Annotated in this window: 19 protein-coding genes and 1 pseudogene; 2 read left to right on the forward strand and 18 right to left on the reverse strand. The window is 53.0% G+C overall.

Annotated elements, in window-relative coordinates; genetic code table 11:
- Nucleotides 1-37: 37 nt before the first annotated feature.
- The 3 genes and pseudogenes from FF011L_RS27085 to FF011L_RS18155 all read right to left on the reverse strand — a co-directional run bounded on the left by FF011L_RS27085 (nucleotide 38) and on the right by FF011L_RS18155 (nucleotide 559).
- On the reverse strand, nucleotides 38-163 hold the full coding sequence (locus FF011L_RS27085; RefSeq protein ID WP_261342547.1) for a hypothetical protein: 126 nt from the start codon (nucleotides 161-163) through the stop codon (nucleotides 38-40).
- Between the two features lie 52 nt (nucleotides 164-215).
- Nucleotides 216-344: pseudogene (locus FF011L_RS27270) on the reverse strand (hypothetical protein); the annotation flags it as partial.
- Entirely contained in the window at nucleotides 344-559 is a 216-nt protein-coding gene (locus tag FF011L_RS18155; RefSeq protein ID WP_145353035.1) for an SET domain-containing protein, read from the reverse strand. The pseudogene FF011L_RS27270 and the gene FF011L_RS18155, both read right to left, overlap by 1 nt.
- A gap of 933 nt (nucleotides 560-1492) precedes the next feature.
- Here FF011L_RS18155 and FF011L_RS26450 point away from each other — a divergent pair.
- Nucleotides 1493-1657 carry a hypothetical protein gene (locus tag FF011L_RS26450; RefSeq protein ID WP_218932717.1) on the forward strand — a complete coding sequence of 55 codons (165 nt, stop codon included), beginning with the start codon at nucleotides 1493-1495 and terminating at the stop codon, nucleotides 1655-1657.
- A 1935-nt stretch (nucleotides 1658-3592) separates the two neighbouring features.
- On the opposite strand, the gene FF011L_RS18160 is transcribed toward FF011L_RS26450, so the two are convergent.
- The 15 genes from FF011L_RS18160 to FF011L_RS18220 all read right to left on the reverse strand — a co-directional run bounded on the left by FF011L_RS18160 (nucleotide 3593) and on the right by FF011L_RS18220 (nucleotide 15190).
- Entirely contained in the window at nucleotides 3593-4195 is a 603-nt protein-coding gene (locus tag FF011L_RS18160; RefSeq protein ID WP_246109491.1) for a putative signal transducing protein, read from the reverse strand.
- Nucleotides 4196-4260: 65 nt separating this feature from the next.
- A complete protein-coding gene (locus FF011L_RS18165; protein ID WP_145353039.1) occupies nucleotides 4261-4977 on the reverse strand; it encodes a hypothetical protein in 717 nt (238 codons plus the stop codon).
- Between the two features lie 98 nt (nucleotides 4978-5075).
- Nucleotides 5076-5528, reverse strand: coding sequence for a hypothetical protein (locus FF011L_RS18170; RefSeq protein ID WP_145353041.1), 453 nt, complete (start codon nucleotides 5526-5528; stop codon nucleotides 5076-5078).
- 96 nt (nucleotides 5529-5624) lie between these two features.
- Nucleotides 5625-6089: a hypothetical protein gene (locus FF011L_RS18175; protein WP_145353043.1), complete on the reverse strand. Its 465-nt coding sequence runs from the start codon at nucleotides 6087-6089 to the stop codon at nucleotides 5625-5627.
- A 6-nt stretch (nucleotides 6090-6095) separates the two neighbouring features.
- Nucleotides 6096-6221: a hypothetical protein gene (locus FF011L_RS27090; RefSeq protein ID WP_261342548.1), complete on the reverse strand. Its 126-nt coding sequence runs from the start codon at nucleotides 6219-6221 to the stop codon at nucleotides 6096-6098.
- 750 nt (nucleotides 6222-6971) lie between these two features.
- Nucleotides 6972-7112 (reverse strand): hypothetical protein, encoded by a 141-nt coding sequence (locus FF011L_RS26455; protein ID WP_218932718.1) that lies wholly within the window; start codon nucleotides 7110-7112, stop codon nucleotides 6972-6974.
- Between the two features lie 554 nt (nucleotides 7113-7666).
- A complete protein-coding gene (locus FF011L_RS18180; RefSeq protein WP_145353045.1) occupies nucleotides 7667-8059 on the reverse strand; it encodes a toxin-antitoxin system YwqK family antitoxin in 393 nt (130 codons plus the stop codon).
- A 391-nt stretch (nucleotides 8060-8450) separates the two neighbouring features.
- The gene (locus FF011L_RS18185) at nucleotides 8451-8747 is read right to left on the reverse strand and encodes a hypothetical protein (RefSeq protein ID WP_145353047.1); all 297 of its coding nucleotides are present in this window, start codon (nucleotides 8745-8747) and stop codon (nucleotides 8451-8453) included.
- 2080 nt (nucleotides 8748-10827) lie between these two features.
- Nucleotides 10828-11430, reverse strand: a complete 603-nt coding sequence (locus tag FF011L_RS18190) for an ankyrin repeat domain-containing protein (RefSeq protein ID WP_218932719.1) — start codon at nucleotides 11428-11430, stop codon at nucleotides 10828-10830.
- A gap of 94 nt (nucleotides 11431-11524) precedes the next feature.
- Nucleotides 11525-12055, reverse strand: a complete 531-nt coding sequence (locus FF011L_RS18195; protein ID WP_145353052.1) for a hypothetical protein — start codon at nucleotides 12053-12055, stop codon at nucleotides 11525-11527.
- Nucleotides 12056-12177: 122 nt separating this feature from the next.
- Nucleotides 12178-12600, reverse strand: a complete 423-nt coding sequence (locus tag FF011L_RS18200; protein WP_145353054.1) for a hypothetical protein — start codon at nucleotides 12598-12600, stop codon at nucleotides 12178-12180.
- Nucleotides 12601-12777: 177 nt separating this feature from the next.
- On the reverse strand, nucleotides 12778-13218 hold the full coding sequence (locus FF011L_RS18205; protein WP_145353056.1) for a hypothetical protein: 441 nt from the start codon (nucleotides 13216-13218) through the stop codon (nucleotides 12778-12780).
- A gap of 106 nt (nucleotides 13219-13324) precedes the next feature.
- Entirely contained in the window at nucleotides 13325-13885 is a 561-nt protein-coding gene (locus tag FF011L_RS18210; protein WP_218932720.1) for a GNAT family N-acetyltransferase, read from the reverse strand.
- Between the two features lie 115 nt (nucleotides 13886-14000).
- The gene (locus tag FF011L_RS18215) at nucleotides 14001-14690 is read right to left on the reverse strand and encodes an acyl carrier protein (RefSeq protein WP_145353060.1); all 690 of its coding nucleotides are present in this window, start codon (nucleotides 14688-14690) and stop codon (nucleotides 14001-14003) included.
- A 110-nt stretch (nucleotides 14691-14800) separates the two neighbouring features.
- On the reverse strand, nucleotides 14801-15190 hold the full coding sequence (locus FF011L_RS18220; protein ID WP_246109492.1) for a hypothetical protein: 390 nt from the start codon (nucleotides 15188-15190) through the stop codon (nucleotides 14801-14803).
- Between the two features lie 1221 nt (nucleotides 15191-16411).
- Here FF011L_RS18220 and FF011L_RS18225 point away from each other — a divergent pair.
- Complete coding sequence (locus tag FF011L_RS18225) at nucleotides 16412-17416, forward strand: integron integrase (RefSeq protein WP_261342573.1); 1005 nt, start codon at nucleotides 16412-16414, stop codon at nucleotides 17414-17416.
- The last annotated feature ends 99 nt before the right edge of the window (nucleotides 17417-17515 follow it).

Consider the following 17515-nt stretch of genomic DNA (forward strand, 5'->3'; position numbering starts at 1 on the left):
CAGAACAGTAAACGCTACTCCCGCCCTCGAGTGCATTTCACTGTTCTTCCTCTCCAAGCATCTCAGGAACCAGTATTCGGCTGCCGCGGATGACAGTCAATACGCGGATTTCGTCTCTCGCGATTCGATAGATTAGTCGAAACGAATAGACAAAAACATTCATGAATATCGTCACGCCCAAATTCGGGCACGACGGATCCAGAGTTGGGATGAACGGTGAGCTGTCCGGGCCGTTCGAGAATTCGTTCGTAAACGGATTCTGCGTATGCGAGAGACTGAGCCGCGACATAGTCGAAGATACCAAGAGCGTCGGAAGAGGCTTTTTCGGTCCATCGGATATCCATCAGCCGCGATTTTCTCTTGCACGTTTATGTGCAGCAAGACGTCTCCGGATTTCGTCTGTATCGATAAGTCGCCCAGCGTTCTCGTCAACCAGTCCGGCTTCAATCTGCTGTCGAACATAGAGGTGATACTGAGCGTCTTCCAACGAAGCGTCAGTCGGAAGTAATCGAGCGATTTCGGTCAATGTATCACGCACAGGGAATGGTGAATCCGCCATGGCAGTCTCCTTTTTGGTGCCTGCATCTAGCCGAACGGAGCCGGCCAGCAAACGCGACGGCTTCAATGGCAGCCGTCACTGGCACGGAGAAACGACTTTCCATTTCAAAAACCGCGCAAGCTGTGGCGAGTAGACCGGGGTCTCTTTAGTTTAGGCGGCGAACGCCATCGCTCATCCGGTCCGAGCGTTTGTACAACCATTGCACAGGCGACACTCGGGGACTCGACGTGCTTCGGTTGGTTCGTTGGCGTTTGGAAGTTGCGAGAATGCGGCCATGGCCCCAAACCGCTACAGTGAGTTTCCCGAACGCACCACCACGTGCCAATTCTGTCCGTACATGATCCCGTCCTTTTCGCCTATTTCGTCTTTTTCGCGGTTGAAAAATGACTGCACACGAATCCGCATTCCCAGAAAGAATGACAACCGCGAAAGATGCGAAATACGCGAAAGTAAGGACGACGACAACGACTCAGAAGAATTCTTCATCCAACGAAAGTTAGCAGTCACCCGGTCGCCGCGTTTATACAACCATTGTCCAAGCGACACGCGAGGACTCCGCGTGCTTCGGCTGGTTCGTTGGTTCGTTGGTTCGTTGGCATTTTGAAACGGCGAAATCGCGAAATCGCGACCATGGCCCCAAACCGTTGTCGTGAGTTTCCCGAACGCACTACCACGTGCCAAATCCGTCCGCACATAATCCCGCACGGGAATTGTCCTTTTCGCCTATTTCGTCTTTTTCGCGGTTGAAAAATGACTGCACACTAATCCGCACTACCAGAAAAAATGACAACCGCGAAAGATGCGAAACACGCGAAAGTAAGGACGACGACAACGACTCATCGGAAGCGCGCCTCGTGTCTGAACCCGGTAACAATTCGCGGCAGCAATGGGAGCACTGCCATCAATGAAGACGCGGCCAACCCGAAACCGACCGTGTCAACCATTTGCCCTGACCAAGACGTTGCCGCTGAAAGAATCCTTCACCCTACAAACGTTGGTGGTGACAGGACGGCGATCGGCGATATTGCTTTCCCCAATCGACGCCGCCGCTTAGGTGCGCCCCCGGTTCTTGCGACGGTCTTAATGCACAACGAATGAATCGTCAATCGCTTTGATATTGCATGCCCTGCACATACGGTCCGAAACGGAGCCGATCAACAAGAATCGATACCTAGTAGTGGACCAGCGACAACACACATCAAGGTCGAACTCGCATCACGATCCCTATCATTCGCGTAGATTAGCGTTATTCGCGGGCAAAAACATGCGCGCAACATTGCCCGCTAATAACGCTAATTTCGCGAATGGATGCGCCACGTTGCTCTAGTCAGATGCGAACAATGACTGCCCTACAAACTTAGGCTACCACGCAAGCGGCAAGGGACGCTGGGCCGAAAGAACCGATCAATCACCGAGAGTATTGGTTGCCAGCATGGAAGGCGCACCAGCCGGCAAGAACGGCGGACATTACGGGGGACGGACGGAATACTTTCCACTTCAGAAACCGTGCAAGCCGTCCTCCCGTGCATGTCATGGTTCTGCCTTCTTTTTACCGAATATGGAGGCACAATTGTGCGCCGGGTAGTACCACGCAGAACTGCCGGGGATCTCGTAGTGATATTCTCCGTATAGCCTGAATTGGTGTCCAACTCGATAGTGTACCTGAATGGGAAGCAAGAACCGATTTCCGATTCGGATTCCGCTATCGGCGGCATTGTGCACTCTAATTACATTAACGTTGCAACTTCCAAGATTGCCACTAGAAGGTGGAGCACTTGATTCGATTTGGACAGTGACGCACACAAGCGTGCTGAGAAGTTCTTTGTCGCGCTGGTCCGCGTGGTACGGGAATCCATGGCCGTTCGAAATGAATTGCGAGGGCCGAATGCCCAAAACAGGAGCGTTCATTGCGTTGGCATCTTCGTCCACCAGCACATTCCGATCACTTATCTTCGCGATGCGGTCGCATCCAATTGTGCCCCACGCGATAGAGGTGAGTATCACGCACGCGAACGTGTGATTCAGTTGTGCCAAGGACTTCTCCATCACAGCAGAACGGTACGGTTCAGCGGGCCGGGAAAGTTGATTGTCCATCGTCAAAACGCTTGCAAGCCTTGCTCCGGGCGAGTAGACCGGGGTCTCTTTGGTTTAGGTTAGTGCTTTAGTTCACCGTTTACCACCGATTTCTCGATGCGGTGTGCCAAACCCCCAACTTCGTCGCATTGACCTCCGGCCCCTCTCAGATCCGGACGTGCCACTTTCTAGCATCCGGCTCCCAGACTTCACCTGGTATCGTTCTCGAAGACAGGCAGGTCACATTCGATTGCCTCTAAGCCACGCGGAGGTGTACGCGTGGACGAAACAACGTCGTGTGCTACTGAACTCCTATCTCAAAAGCGAAACTGCGATACCACTGGGGGATCACCGAGAGTCCGTCACTGAGTACGGTCGGTGCCCAAACTGCATCGCGTGAAATCCTGACCGCCTTCCCTTCACCAGCATTACCCGGCTTCATTCCACTTGATTGGTCTTCAAGCTTCTGCGGTACTATTCGGTCATCCGACTCCCTGAATGTCATTTGTCTTCGTCGCTTATTCCACTCCTAAGACATACCCGGTCGCTTGCGACTGGAGGTCGCCGAGCGAGCAAGAACATCAGGGTCTCACTGGTTGCCTGCTTGGCTTAATGTGTAGTGCGAATGGGCCGCCGACCCCGGGTCTTCCCTTGCAACTTGCCAATAATCCTGCAAACGATGTTGCCTTCAGGCGTGAACAAACCTTGGGCAGGATCCAACAGGTACAAAATTTCGGGGCAACCCCAAAATCCATTCAACGTTGCATGGCCACCTACGATCGCTCCATCCTCACTAACTTTAGGTGCACGCGGAAGCGGCGACTTCGACCAAAGGTCTTATACAGCCGCTGCAACACTCGATACTGGGCACGTGGCTAGCGTTTACCCAGGCGGGGTTCACACCCGCTAGTCAAGCAGACCTTGCCAGTCCGCACTTGCAACACATGGTTCCCCGCCTCGTTACCGAGTCGCATCCCGTTTGCGTTCAATTTCCGCGATGCAATTGCCAATGTATTCCGCATGATCGGGCCACCGATCGGCAGCCTCGCGAAACGCTTCGATAGCATCATCCCAGTCTCCCACCCTTTCAAGCTTCGATGCGGCGGCAATCGCATCATCCACGTTATCGGACAATTCAGTATCCGATTCAGCGTCGCCGAAGTCGAAGTCATCTGGCCATTCGCTGGTCCCAACGTCCATGAATGCGGTGCATTTCGGGCAGTTTTGGGTCGTGCCGTTCTGAGACGCGGGAAACTCGCTGGCAACTCCGCATTCCTCGCACTCCGATACGATAGGAGGCGAGTCGTCGAGTTCCTTGCAGCGTTGATCTCGTTGTAATTCAAATTGCCGAAGAAAGTCACCAGCACGATCGATATCGGATTTGTCCACGAACACCTGCGGTTTGTGGAATTGGCTAATCGTACCGAAGGCGAAAAGGCTAACGCCGGAGTTGTCCTCCACCGCGTAGGCCCGAATGCCGTTCGATTCAAGCCAAGTCACAATTGCGTGCGCTTCGAGATTGCCGTTCGCAGTGTATGCGGCTATCGGGTTTTTCAGTTCCACGTCGGATTGCGTGTTGATGGAGTCTTGTCGGGGAACGGTGGCGTTAACGCGGCGGGCGCGTTGGATTATGACTTCAAGACCGGCGTGATCGCCCGCTCGCGTTCAACGCTTGGTTCTGTGCCTTTGTCGTGGCGACCGTAGTCTAAATAGAGGGCGACAATCATGACGCACAAGAGTGCAGCATACCACCAACCCATGTGCGTGCGAAACAGGATGCGGAAAAACGTGAGATCATCGACGTACAGATACGAGCAGTACAGCACGGCAACAAACATCAGGAAGGAAAACCACACGATCGGTTTCCGTATGTCGGATGAAGAACGATATGACAAGCCAAAGGCGATCAACCCAGCAATCAGATTTGAGACTGAGAATATGCGAAGGTCAGCGATCAAGGCGTTCAGAGTATTGTCGTAAAATGTCCGTATCTTGTTTTTGATTGCAGCGCCCCTTTCGTTCAGTGGGTTCGCGTTTGCCGCCGGAGCATCGCGTAGCTGCTGCCGGGTAAGGTCGGCAATGTAAACACTGGGATCGCTTTGATAGTCCGCAATCTCACGGCGGATGGCAGTCTCTTGGTCATCCGATAGGAGTTTCTTGACCAGTGGTGAATCGAGTGCCTCGTCAGCCACGTCCACGACAGGCTTGGAATAGTCGAGCGTCTTCTCGGTTACGAAATCGCGAGCAAGAGAGTCGAGGTGCTGTCGGGCGACAAACATGTAAGCAAGGAAGCAGATGAAGAAAGCGACGACGATCAAGTTGAGCGCTAGTGTCGTTTTACGCATGGATCATCTTTGTCACAGAACGATTGCGACAACCGGGTGGCCGCGGTTAATCTTCCATTTGTAAACGCGCTACCGGCCACTCCGCGTTCATCGCTTAGTTACCCGCGATTTGCCGCAAGCCGAGAAATCACCCGTCGCCGGCACAAGAGCCCAATGTACAGGAACGAGGAAAGCGAGAAAACAACCCCCATGATAACGCCTGGATTCTCGACCGCCCACGACTGTGTCAGGACCGGCACGAACGAGGTGACAAAGCGAACAATGACAACCGAAGCCACAACGGCAAGAACCCACAGTGCATACACTGCGAGTCGAGCGATGCGTGTTCCGGGAAACCATTCGGCGTATGCGGCAAGTCCCGTCGTGACGATGATCGCGATGCCCATTACGTTACCGATCGGATTGTCGAGTGGATGAAGCGCATTCGACCACAATTCCGGCAGTGTCAGGAGAGCACCAAAAACACACAGCCCAAGCGACACCATCCCGTAGCGCGACACCTCTCGATGCTCATCAATTCGAGAATTCGGCGGCGAGTAGGGATTCGTCATTCTTAGGTCGGGTAACGTTGGCATTCACGTGGGTCGCGCTGGGGATGTTCTAACAACCAATTAATCTTACTCGCGATCTCACGTGCAATTCTCTGGTTATCCGCCGTTGTGAATCACAGAGGGCGTTGAAACTTCAATCCACATACCGTCACTATCTTTGAGCGGTGGAGTGTAGCGTGGCGGGTGAATAGGAGCAAGGAATTTCGTATTTCGTATGCAGCCAGCATATGTTCCGTAGCCGTCGCCCTTGAGCTCGAAGTTAGATCCCCAGTCTTTCTTGTCGACTGGGTCAGTCCACATAAAGTGTACACGAAACGTGTCATCCGTTTCGGAATACCGAACATCGGTAACTTTGCAAGGCAGTGGATGATCCGCGATATGACGATGCACCTCAGTGACGACGGCGTCAGGTGAAATCGGCATTGCGGTGAGATCGACTTGACTGAGGCTGTTTCTCAGTCGCGAAACCTCCTGTCTCGTTGTGAAGATCACGATCGCCATTGCGACAATTACTGTCAGGGAAATAAGAGAAGATATGCGGAATTGAAAGCGTTTGGCCATGTAGTTTTACAAATCGGTCAGTCGAATAACGGCAGACATCACGGGGGACGGATAGTTGATCACCCATTCCAGCAAACACCGCAACCCGTCCTCCGGTGCATGCCACTGTTCTGGCATTTGTGTGGCAGACACAGACCCACCATCGGCCGCGATGTGCATCAATGTACCATATTCATTATTCGGAACCCGTCGTTGGCGTCCACACGCTGCGACCGTCTTGATAACGAATTGGCGATCCGCCAGCAGATTTCATGTTGTACGAGATGTAGTAGCTCGCGTATTGCCACCAATCATGTTCATGATCTTCCGCTACCGGAAATGTCTCAATAGGTTCCGTTGTCTCTGACGAGAATTGCCACCATCGAAACTCGCGAACAATCCGGCGGCAGTTTCCACACAAGTGACACGACTCAAGTCGCGTTTCCCGGTGATGAGGCCTTGGCGGTATTAGCGCCACGATAACGGCGAGAACAACACCGATGGCGAGCCATTCGAGTTTGGTCGGTCGGGCAAGTCGCATTGATGATCACGATTTGTGTTCGGGTTACATACTTGCCAGCCAGAACGTCCGCCGTAACCGGGAACGGACAGTTGGCTTTCCATTTGCAAAACCTTGCAAGCCGTTCTCCGGGCGAGTAGACCGGGGTCTCTTTGATTTAGGTTAGTGCTTTAGTTCACCGTTTACCACCGATTTCTCGATGCGGTGTGCCAAAACCCCAACTTCGCCGCATTGACCTCCGGCCCCTCTCAGATCCGGACGTGCCACTTTCTAGCATCCGGCTCCCAGACTTCACCTGGTATCGTTCTCGAAGACAGGCAGGTCACATTCGATTGCCTCGAAGCCACGCGGAGGTGTACGCGTGGACGAAACAACGTCGGATGCTACTGAACTCCCATCTCAAAATCAAAACTGCGATACAACCGTGGGATCACCGAGAGTCCGTCACTGAGTACGGCCGGTGCCCAAACGGCATCGCGTGAAAACCTGACCGCCTTCCCTTCACCAGCATTACCCAGCTTCATTCCACTGGATTGGTTTTCAAGCTTCTGCGGTACTATTTGGTCATCCGACTCCCTGAATGTCATTTGCCTTCGTCGCTTATTCCACTCCTAAGACATACTCGGTCGATCATGATTGGCCTTCATGGGTCGTCCAAGGACATCAGGGTCTCACTGGTTGCCTGCTTGGCTTAATGTGTAGTGCGAATGGGCCGCCGACCCCGGGCCTTCCCTTGCAACTTGCCAATAATCCTGCAAACGATGTTGCCTTCAGGTATGCACAAACCTTGGGCAGGATCCAACAGGTACAAAATTTCGGGGCAACCCCAAAATCCATTCAACGTTGCATGGCCACCTACGATCGCTCCATCCTCATTAACTTTAGGTGCACGCGGAAGCGGCGACTTCGACCAAAGGTCTTATACAGCCGCCGCAACAATCGATACTGGGCACGTGGCTAGCGTTTACCCAGGCGAGGTTCACACCCGCTAGTCAAGCAGACCTTGCCAGTCCGCACTTGCACGGCATTGTTATTCGACAATTCGGTTTGATGCTTCATGCTGTGTGGGTTCAGCAAATTACTCAATCGTTTTTTTCAAAAGGGAATCTTCGGGGAGATCTCGCAAAAACTCAGTAATGGATTGTTCATCAAACTCTAGATTAGCCCTTTCAACATTCGCGAAGAACTCATTTACAGCTGACGACGGTTTCAGATTGCGGAAGTTGCTCTCTTCAACGAGTTCACCGCCATCGTAGTATCCCATCGACTCCAAGTTACCGTTTCTAGAAAATGCCACGTACTGGCCGTGGATTTCACCGTTTCGATAATTGGTTATATTGCTATATGTTTCCTTCAGGCCAGTAGTGAATAACAGGTCCTTCTCTCTTGCCATCACGATTGTAAAACGCGAACCATTCAGGTTTGCTACGACTGTCGGTTTTGGATACACCGCCACGCCACGCGGCGTCATCCCTAAAGAACCCTGTCAAATGCCCAAATCCGCGGCCTGACCCAACTGGAGAATCCAGCGTTTGATAGCTGTAACTTTGGCTAGAGCGAATTAGCCCCCCTAACAAGATACCCAACGGCAAGCAAACGATCGCTGTAATCGCGATCGTGGGAAATCGGTCTTTCATTTACAGGCCTCTAGCAAGTCGACGTTACCGATCAGCCGGCGGCAACGGTTGATCATCCATTTAAAAACGTCCGACTTCGCCTCTCAGTTGCATCGGATTGTTCGCCGCATTGCAGCGGGTTCGCGCCTGCCACTGCAATCGACGTTACATGAAATATAGCAATCGCATTTACCGACATCAAATCGAATCGCAATCGATCCTGCGCACGGGAAGCTGAAAAGCGAATCAGCGAACGACATGCAAGTCAATTTGGTCCGGTTCAAGTTGACGAACCACGGTGCCGGTCGGTGCGTTTGCTGATGCGAGCAAAGTCAGTATGTGCGGCATGATGCGGTTGACATCGGAAGTCTCAAACACAACGTGACAACCCTCTATCATCCCAGGCACGGCGTAGGTTCCCCCGGCGACGACATCACCATCCTCCAAGTCATCAAAAATGTCGCAGAGTGGAAGGTCGTACAGTTCGCCGCGTTCAAGCGGTTCAAGTGGCGAGGGGATGACGATCTCGAGTACAAACGGCACGTAAATCAGCGTCCAGCTTGGTTAGTCGCGGTCCGAACAATCGGCCTCATACAGCCTGTCGGCGCACGTTGGAAATCACGGAGATCGCCCCCTAGACGATCGATCAGTGGAGGCGACATGGCGATCTCGTATACATTTCATGGTTCGCCTTCATTATAGACAAGCAATCCACAATCAACTTGGTCGCCAACCAGAGATATAAGCCAACGTAAACACCAAAAAAGGCACGAGCAAAACAACAAGTGCCGATCCGACATACCATCGCCGGTAAGTTCTCCCCAATTCGGATAGCGTGTCAGTGTCCGTCAAAAAACTGCTGTTAAACCAAACCCAGCGATGGACATGGTTCATGGGACCAGAGGGTCTACTGTGCATGAGCGTTGATTCCTTGCGCATCAAGAAAAAGGTGGCGATGTTAATCAAGACGCAAACTGGTACCGCAATCATCCCGATCGAAAAGACAATGACCAAGAGAACTTTTGCAACGACAATTATCATTTTAATTCGGTCGGCGAACGTTTGGGATCAGCGGGCGACGGGAGTTGACATGCAAGCAGGCCAAACCTGTGACCACCACCGCTCTGTACCATTGTTTGGTTATCGGATATTTAGAGGTGCAGGTAACTGGCAACCAATTCAACGGATACGGTTACAATAGCATAGCCGATCAAGTAGGTCCGAGCGAATGTTCCTCGTCGGGCCATCCGTCGAAGATCGTGAACATTGAATGAACTAGTCACGCTATTGGGTTCTTGTGGAATGTACGAACCAGATGAACCAGCGGAACAAACGCGGCGCCGACCTCGATCGCAAACCCAAGCCCGTCGTATCCGACTGCACGTAGGATTGCGAACACCGCTGCGGCGATGGTGACAGCTGCAAAGATAGTACGTAAATGAAACTGCAACGACGCTGCAGGGCGATCACAATTGGATGGTTCAGCGGAATCGCGAAGGTGCTTTGGATAGCCACATGAATCACAGCTAGCGTCCCAGGCAGATCGTGGTGCGGAACAGTTTGGGCAGGGATACGATGGCGGCATTCGAGCTAGCAAGAGAAAGAAAACGCTGGAGGCAAATACGTTCGTCGGATTTCGGTTCGATAACGGCAACCGTCACCGGGCACGGAGCGACGACTTTCCATATGTGAAAACTCGCAAGCCGTGCTCCGTGGCGAGTAGACCGGGGTCTCTTTAGTTTAGGTTAGTGCTTTAGTTCACCGCTTACCACCGATTTCTCGATGCGGTGTGCCAAAACCCCAACTTCGCCGCATTGACCTCCGGCCCCTCTCAGATCCGGACGTGCCACTTTCTAGCATCCGGCTCCCAGACTTCACCTGGTATCGTTCTCGAAGACAGGCAGGTCACATTCGATTGCCTCTAAGCCACGCGGAGGTGTACGCGTGGACGAAACAACGTCGTGTGCTACTGAACTCCTATCTCAAAAGCAAAACTGCAATACAACAGGGGGATCACCGAGAGTCCGTCACTGAGTACGGTCGGTGCCCAAACGGCATCGCGTGAAATCCTGACCGCCTTCCCTTCACCAGCATTACCCGGCTTCATTCCACTTGATTGGTTTTCAAGCTTCTGCAGTACTATTCGGTCATCCGACTCCCTGAATGTCATTTGTCTTCGTCGCTTATTCCACTCCTAAGACATACTCGCTCGCTTGCGACTGGAGGTCGCCGAGCGAGCAAGAACATCAGGGTCTCACTGGTTGCCTGCTTGACTTAATGTGTAGTGCGAATGGGCCGCCGACCCCGGGTCTTCCCTTGCAACTTGCCAATAATCCTGCAAACGATGTTGCCTTCAGGTATGCACAAACCTTGGGCAGGATCCAACAGGTACAAAATTTCGGGGCAACCCCAAAATCCATTCAACGTTGCATGGCCACCTACGATCGCTCCATCCTCACTAACTTTAGGTGCACGCGGAAGCGGCGACTTCGACCAAAGGTCTTATACAGCCGCTGCAACACTCGATACTGGGCACGTGGCTAGCGTTTACCCAGGCGGGATTCACACCCGCTAGTCAAGCAGGCCTTGCCAGTCCGCACGTTCACCGCTTGGTTCTGTGAAATCAGTTCGCGTCTACACTCAACAACAGCCTGATTCTGTGTGAACGACCGCCCGTAGTTGGACGAGTCATTCGTTCAGCCGCTTTCCGATAGTCGCCATCTAATGCATTTAAATCAGCGCCAAATTCAAGCAACAAGTTTACCATTTCTAAATCCTCCTTCCAAGCAGCACGTCCTAGTGCGGTCATCGCACTGAAACCTCCCCATTCATTGATTGTTTTCGTCGCACCGTGCGAGAGCAGCGTGCGGGCCATTGGAAGGCAACCGTTTTCAACGCTCACACGTAGTGGAGAATCGCCTTCCGAATCCCGCACATTGGGGTTTGCGTTTGCCACTAATAGCAGTTTCGCGACACTAGCTAAATCCAGGGCGGCGGCTACGATTAATGGGGCACCATCGTTTCTGTCATTATTGGCGTCAACACGTGCTCCGCGAAAGATCAGCGTTTTCACCGCTTCGATCGAACCGCCTTCGGTCAATTCGTCAATGGCGGAATTTAGAATGGTCCAGTTACGATCGTTCGGATGAGTCAGATTGGGATCGCCCCCACGATCGAGGTGCGCGACCAACGCCGCGATGTCATGGCTTTCAATTGCGTCAAACAACGGAACCTCAGTCACAGAACGGTGGAAATCACGCGGGACGGGCGAACGACTCGCAAGCAGACCAAAAACCGCGACTCCCGTCCTCGCGGGCATTTCATTGTTCTGCTTTCTTGCGTTTGCGAGCGACGGAGATCTCCGCGCTCACCGGCGAGTCACCGTTCACGACGAATCGCTTGTCCCGCTGCAGATAGTGTAACAGTTCCTCATCCGAGAATGCTACGTAATCGTGCAGCCAAAGGTCGGTGTGGAAATCAGACAGTGTTCGAGGTTTGCGTTTTCTGCGGAGAAATGCGTAGCAGTCATCCGAGACGCCATGATCGAGCCGTACGATGCCTGGCGGCTCGGCCCAGTCGAAATCAGCTTCCGTTTGTCCGAGTGCAAACAATGCGTCCAGAATGTGATGCGAGAACATCCCCGCGCCGGGGTGATCACGTTCCAATGTCGCCCCAAAATCGATTGCATCTTTGTAGTTGCCGTTCAATACGTATGCCTGTAGCAAACGCTCGGCGGCGTAGAGGTCGGTTGGCGAACGCTTCACTTCGTCCATACAGTACGCCACCAAACCCACGTAATCACGCCGGTCGTGAAAATGACAGTGATCTTCCCATGATTCGAAGTCGTGCATCTCTTCAATAGCAGAACGGTAGAAATCACGGGGAACGGGCGAATGACTTGCAAGCAATTAAAAAAACAGACCACCCGTTCTCTCGTGCATTTCATGGTTCCCCGCTTTGTTCGGTGTCGGGTTTAGTCAATCGGCTCTTTCGCGTCGGGTACGGGCGTCCCGCTCTTGTCGTAGTACAGTGGGAATTCAGCATTGCCATAGACGTTTAAGTCGGGCATGTATTCGTACGTGTATTTGCTGCGTATCGTCCCGTCTTGTCGAAGATAGTAACCGACGCCGCCATTCCTCTTGTCGTAGGTCTCTGTTGCGATCTCGCGTCCGTCCGGCATAAACCATGTTGTGCGATAGACCAATCCGCGAAAATACCATTCACGCATCATGAGAGCGCCGTTGTCGTAGTGGTATTCGGCTTGTCCAGTGCCCTGCGGAAAGCCATGTTCGTTCTTGTGGTAAGTCCCTGGCAACGCGTCCCAGTATTTGTAGGCCGCAAACAGCAAGGCAGACAGTGTGACGATTTCGATTAAGGTTTTGAGGCGATATTTCACAGTGGTGCGCGTGCTAAGTCGCCAGCAGGTTGTGTCCGCATTTCAGTCGGGGAACGTCGGCAATCACGCGGTCGCCGCGGGTGATCAACCATTTCAAAAAAAGTCAACTCGGCGACTCGTCGTGCATTGCATTGTTACCCGCTTTCCACAACGTTCGGGCGGCCAAACAACCCTAGATTATCGACCATCAGGCATCGGAACGCAATCACAGACGTCACTGTCTGCGAGGTCATCCCAGCACCAAAGAAACTCGGAGCAACCTCCGTCCACGAGTATTGCGTGGATGTCACTCGCAACGTCATGAATTTGTCCCGGTGTCGCAACCACAACCGTTCCCAAGAGTCGACGGATCCAGCCCGGAGATTGTGCCGGCGCAATTTGAAGTATCCAACGTCGATCATCGCCATGGTATTGAGAAACAACAATAACAATGTTTGCTTTTTCGTGAACCAGCGGAATCAGGAATCCGGCATCCCGCCAATCATCAATCTCGCCGATCGACCAGTCGCGTGATGCTAACCCATCGGCGATTAGACGAGCGTATGATTCGCCGCGTATGCGGTCACCAATTGACTTGGGCTCGTCTCCGCGAAACGTTGCGTTCTGCGATCGAGCCATGCGTTTGTGGGGTTTTCTGTCGGGTAACGTTACGGATCACGCGGTCGCCGCGAGCGATCCTCTACTTCAAAAACCACGACTCGGCGACTCGTCGTGCATCCGATGGTTACGTGGTATTCGTCGCCTGCCATTCATCTTCAAGCATAGCGTACGTAAAGTCGTCGATCCATTCGTCGCCCTCAAGACTGGCATGAATGAAGTGAGCCTCGCGGCGCATTCCAATACGTTCCATTAGTCTCCAAGAGCGTTCGTTTCGAGTGTCAACACCCGCGAAAATGCGGTGTAGTTCCATCGCTGAGAATGCATACCCAAGTGCGGCGTTTACGGCTTCGGTGGCGAGACCACGCCCGCCGAAGTGCGGATTGAACGCGAATCCAAGTTCGCCTTGACGATCCTCGACGCTGTTAATCGTAATCTGCACTGACCCGACAAGTGCCTCCGAGGCGTTTTCGATTGCGGCGAGAGTAAACGGAACGCCTGGGTCGCCGAGGTAGACATCAGACTGAGAGTAAATGAGGTCGTTAACCTGTTCGGCCGACCAAGCCGGCGAAAACTCAAAGCGTGCATTATCTTCGTTGCCGTAAACTGCGAGCAGGGCAGCGGTGTCGTTCGGCTGCAGCCTTCTGAGTGACAGTCGCTCGGTCGTGATGGGCAATCGGTCGTTCACTGCGATTCGTCATCCCTCGTCCACGTAACGTTACGCGTAACCGGGAACGCGCGGAAAAGTCTCTAACGGCCAGATCGCTCAGTTCGCGTTCTCCGGTTCACGCGATGGTTATTTGCTATCCGACGCCAAGGTCCTCAACGAAGCGAGCGTCGGGAACTACTTCGTCAATGTCAACACCCAGTACGTCCACAATCAGTGGGCGTAGTTCGCAAAGAACATCATCGGCAGTGCGAAGCTGTAATTGTTTGGTCGCGGAAGTAACACTCACAATTTTAGTCGTGATGTCCCCAAATGTAACCCATTCTGCGGGAGGCACCGTTCGGAACGGAACCGTGACGATGTGCAACAGGAATATACAGAAGGCAGCGACCACAAGTGTCACGGGCAAAATGCGAAGGTCGATCGCTACCGCAGCAATTAAGGCGATGCCAAGAAGGGTAACTACGGAAATGCCGAGTAATTGTCGGAGTAAACGTGGGCGGCGCAAACCTCGGGGCGGCGAACCAAGCATTTCGGAAAGCCGATTCCACAGTTGACGGCGTTGGGTAACCGTCAGCCGGTCGACAATGCGTTGTCGAGGTCGAATTCGGTATGTGTGATCGCCAATCGCATCGCGAACGTTTGTCCGCAACTTCAGGAACGCGGGAAGCGTCGGACAATACGATTCGTGTGCTACGGCGATGCGACCATGTATTAGCGTGACGAGATCCGCAACGGTGCGGACATGTTCCGCCTCCGTGTTCTGGATCGTGATGCCGAAGTGGTCTTCAACATTCATTACGATTTCGACAGCATCAAGTCCCATGATTCTTGCAAATAACGTCAACGATCACGTGGTCGCCGCGAACGACTCACCACTTCAAAAACCTCAACTCGGCGACTCACGTGCATCGTCTGGTTCCCCGCCGTCCTGTATCACGGTTCGTGCTCCAGCAGGAAGTCCGTCAACGGAACGGAAATTAGACCACCACCAGAGTAGCACGATCCCTCGACGGCTGGCGATTCAGCGCACTCGTAGTCGATGTCGAGCATACGATCATAAATGCAAGTCGATAGTTTCAGGCAGCCACTCGCGGAGTTTGTCGTACCGAGTGTGTGTTTGATTTCGCCAATAGAAGCACAAATGAACCGTTTGAACGAGTCAATCAGCGGACCACTTGCAACCGGAGCATCGTCAGCGAGTAATCGAAGCTGCGAAGTTGAAAGCAAGATGGATTGTCCTGCTTCAGGGGGAATCAGCCACTGAAACGTCATTCCAGATGTATCCAAATGGGTCAGCAATGCTGCGGTGTTGTCGATTTGCATTGGATCACCGTTAGACATCGCTGCCTGGTGTGAACACGTCAGTCGGGGAACGTTACCGATCACCCGGTCGCCGCGAGAGATCTTCCATTGTCAAAACGCCCGGCTCGGCGACTCGGGTGCATCGGATGGTTCGTCTCCCCCATTGGTGCCTGCGAGTGATCCAGGCTGAACACCAAGGCGGCCAGCGGATATGTAAACGGTGTCGCACATTTTTATGGTGACGGGAGTGTCGAGCACTGGTCTATCATGCGTCCCACGAACGTTGAGGTCAACGCGGACCTGAAGATCCGTAGCGTTAAAGTCAGGCCGCATTATCCAAACCTTTGGAGGCCAAACACATTTGCGAGTGTGGTTGGATTGGAGCAAAGAGGGAATATCAGGGTAGTCGTTCCGTCGGACAAATGTGGTTGAGAACTCGTCAGGCGTCGAGATCACGAGATGATAGTATCCGCCTGAGTGTTTTGACCGCTCGGTTTTCGTCGCGTATCTGTGGACAGATAGAGTTAAGGCCACGAGAAGGACAAGCAAACCGAGTGAACGCAGAGTGAATCGCATCGGTCGCAGCACTCGCGTGCTCGGCAACGGTATCTCGATCTTGATATGACGACGTTCCATCAGGTGTGCGGTCGCGGTTAGATGCGGTCCAGTCGGCGAACGATCCATTATTCCCGGACGGTCCGGGTTGGAAAATGTTTATGCCTTGGACCATCCAGGGCATAATCCCTTTTATACCATGGTTGATCCCTGGATAATCGGCTCCCCCCGAAAGAGTGCCCTTTTTCCCAAAAATTTCTTGCTCCGCCCCCTCGGATACTGTACAAATGATTCGAGTGTACGATTGTCCTTCAGTCTTATGTCTCGGAGGGGTGCTATGTCGGTATCGAGATTTAAACGTCGATTGCAGCGGTTGGCGATTCGCAAAGCGGATCTGGATTGGTTTCCTCGGTGGCTCGACGGCTACTGCCGACACCACCACTTCGATCCCGATAGCCAGATGGAAATTTCGGAGGACCGCGTTGTCAATTTCCTGAAGTCGCTTCGTGACAACCGTTTCCCCGCCTGGCACGACTGCAGGCTGCTCGCGCCCTGGAAACTTACCAGAAGCATTTTTCGACTAAACAAAATCTAGACTTCTCTTTCATTTCCAGAAAGCTGGAGGAAGTCTCGCGATTCGAACGACTCGAATTAGGTGAAAATCCGCAGGGGCAATCGACTTTGGTTTTGGGCGAAGGGAATCCGGGACGAATCGATCCATCAGAGCCTCTCGCCGTCCGCCAGTTACGTGAACGGATGCGGGTGATCCGACACCCTAAAAGTACGGAAGATGCCTATGTCGGCTGGATCAAACAACTGGTTCGCCATATGGATGACGAACATCTGGAAAAATATGGTGAACGTGAAATCTCCGATTTTTTAACCGAATTGGCTGTAACGCGCGGAGTCGTTGCAGGGACTCAAAACCAAGCTCTCTCGGCCATTAAATTTCTTTTCGAGAAAGTCTATGGGCGGGAACTGGGCTTCATCAATTCAATGCGTGCACGTGAGAGCCTATTTCTGCCGACGGTGCTTACGAAATCCGAAATTTCCAAGATGCTGGATAAAATTCGCAACCGCAATCGCGTCATGTTTCTGCTGATGTACGGCAGCGGACTTCGGCATCGCGAATGCCGGACGCTTCGCATCAAGGATGTCTGTTTCGACAACCGCCAAATCACCGTCCGCGACGGCAAAGGACAAAAGGACCGAATCACCGTGCTTCCCGAAGTTTTAATCGAGTGCTTAAGAAATCAAATCGCCTCGGCGCGCGTGCTTCACGAACAGGACCTGGACGAAGGCTTCGGCAATGTCTATCTCCCTTTCGCTTTGGCGCGAAAGTATCCCAGCGCCGAACGTCAACTCTGCTGGCAATACGTGTTTCCTGCCGGTCGTCGCTCTCTTGATAAGCGGAGCGGGACGATCCGCCGTCATCACGTCTACGAAAACACCTTCTGTGACGGATTTAGAAAAGCGCTGCGATTAACAAACATTGACAAACCTGCCGTTCCGCATACTTTGCGACACAGTTTTGCCACCCATATGCTGGAGGACGGCGCCGATATCCGCACGGTGCAAGAACTGCTTGGGCACAAAGACGTAAAGACGACGATGATTTACACGCATGTGATGAACCGTCCTGGATTGGCCGTTACCAGTCCGCTTGACCGGCTGATGAAAGCGAACGCTTGAGTTTGCTACCATCCAGCACGCCCGCGCCGCGGAACCCGCAACGGGCGAACCGAATGGCGGTCGCCATCTGCTTCTGTATCGAAAAAATCCGAAGCGTCG

This window comes from Roseimaritima multifibrata (assembly GCF_007741495.1).
Classification (GTDB): Bacteria; Planctomycetota; Planctomycetia; order Pirellulales; family Pirellulaceae; genus Roseimaritima; species Roseimaritima multifibrata.

Coding starts and splice junctions, on each gene's coding strand:
- FF011L_RS27085 (WP_261342547.1), bottom strand. CDS start 163: ATGAATGTTTTTGTCTATTCGTTTCGACTAATCTATCGAATCGCGAGA.
- FF011L_RS18155 (WP_145353035.1), bottom strand. CDS start 559: ATGGCGGATTCACCATTCCCTGTGCGTGATACATTGACCGAAATCGCT.
- FF011L_RS18165 (WP_145353039.1), bottom strand. CDS start 4,977: ATGCGTAAAACGACACTAGCGCTCAACTTGATCGTCGTCGCTTTCTTC.
- FF011L_RS18170 (WP_145353041.1), bottom strand. CDS start 5,528: ATGACGAATCCCTACTCGCCGCCGAATTCTCGAATTGATGAGCATCGA.
- FF011L_RS18175 (WP_145353043.1), bottom strand. CDS start 6,089: ATGGCCAAACGCTTTCAATTCCGCATATCTTCTCTTATTTCCCTGACA.
- FF011L_RS26455 (WP_218932718.1), bottom strand. CDS start 7,112: ATGAAGCTGGGTAATGCTGGTGAAGGGAAGGCGGTCAGGTTTTCACGC.
- FF011L_RS18180 (WP_145353045.1), bottom strand. CDS start 8,059: ATGACGCCGCGTGGCGTGGCGGTGTATCCAAAACCGACAGTCGTAGCA.
- FF011L_RS18195 (WP_145353052.1), bottom strand. CDS start 12,055: ATGCACGACTTCGAATCATGGGAAGATCACTGTCATTTTCACGACCGG.
- FF011L_RS18205 (WP_145353056.1), bottom strand. CDS start 13,218: ATGGCTCGATCGCAGAACGCAACGTTTCGCGGAGACGAGCCCAAGTCA.
- FF011L_RS18215 (WP_145353060.1), bottom strand. CDS start 14,690: ATGGGACTTGATGCTGTCGAAATCGTAATGAATGTTGAAGACCACTTC.
- FF011L_RS18220 (WP_246109492.1), bottom strand. CDS start 15,190: ATGCAAATCGACAACACCGCAGCATTGCTGACCCATTTGGATACATCT.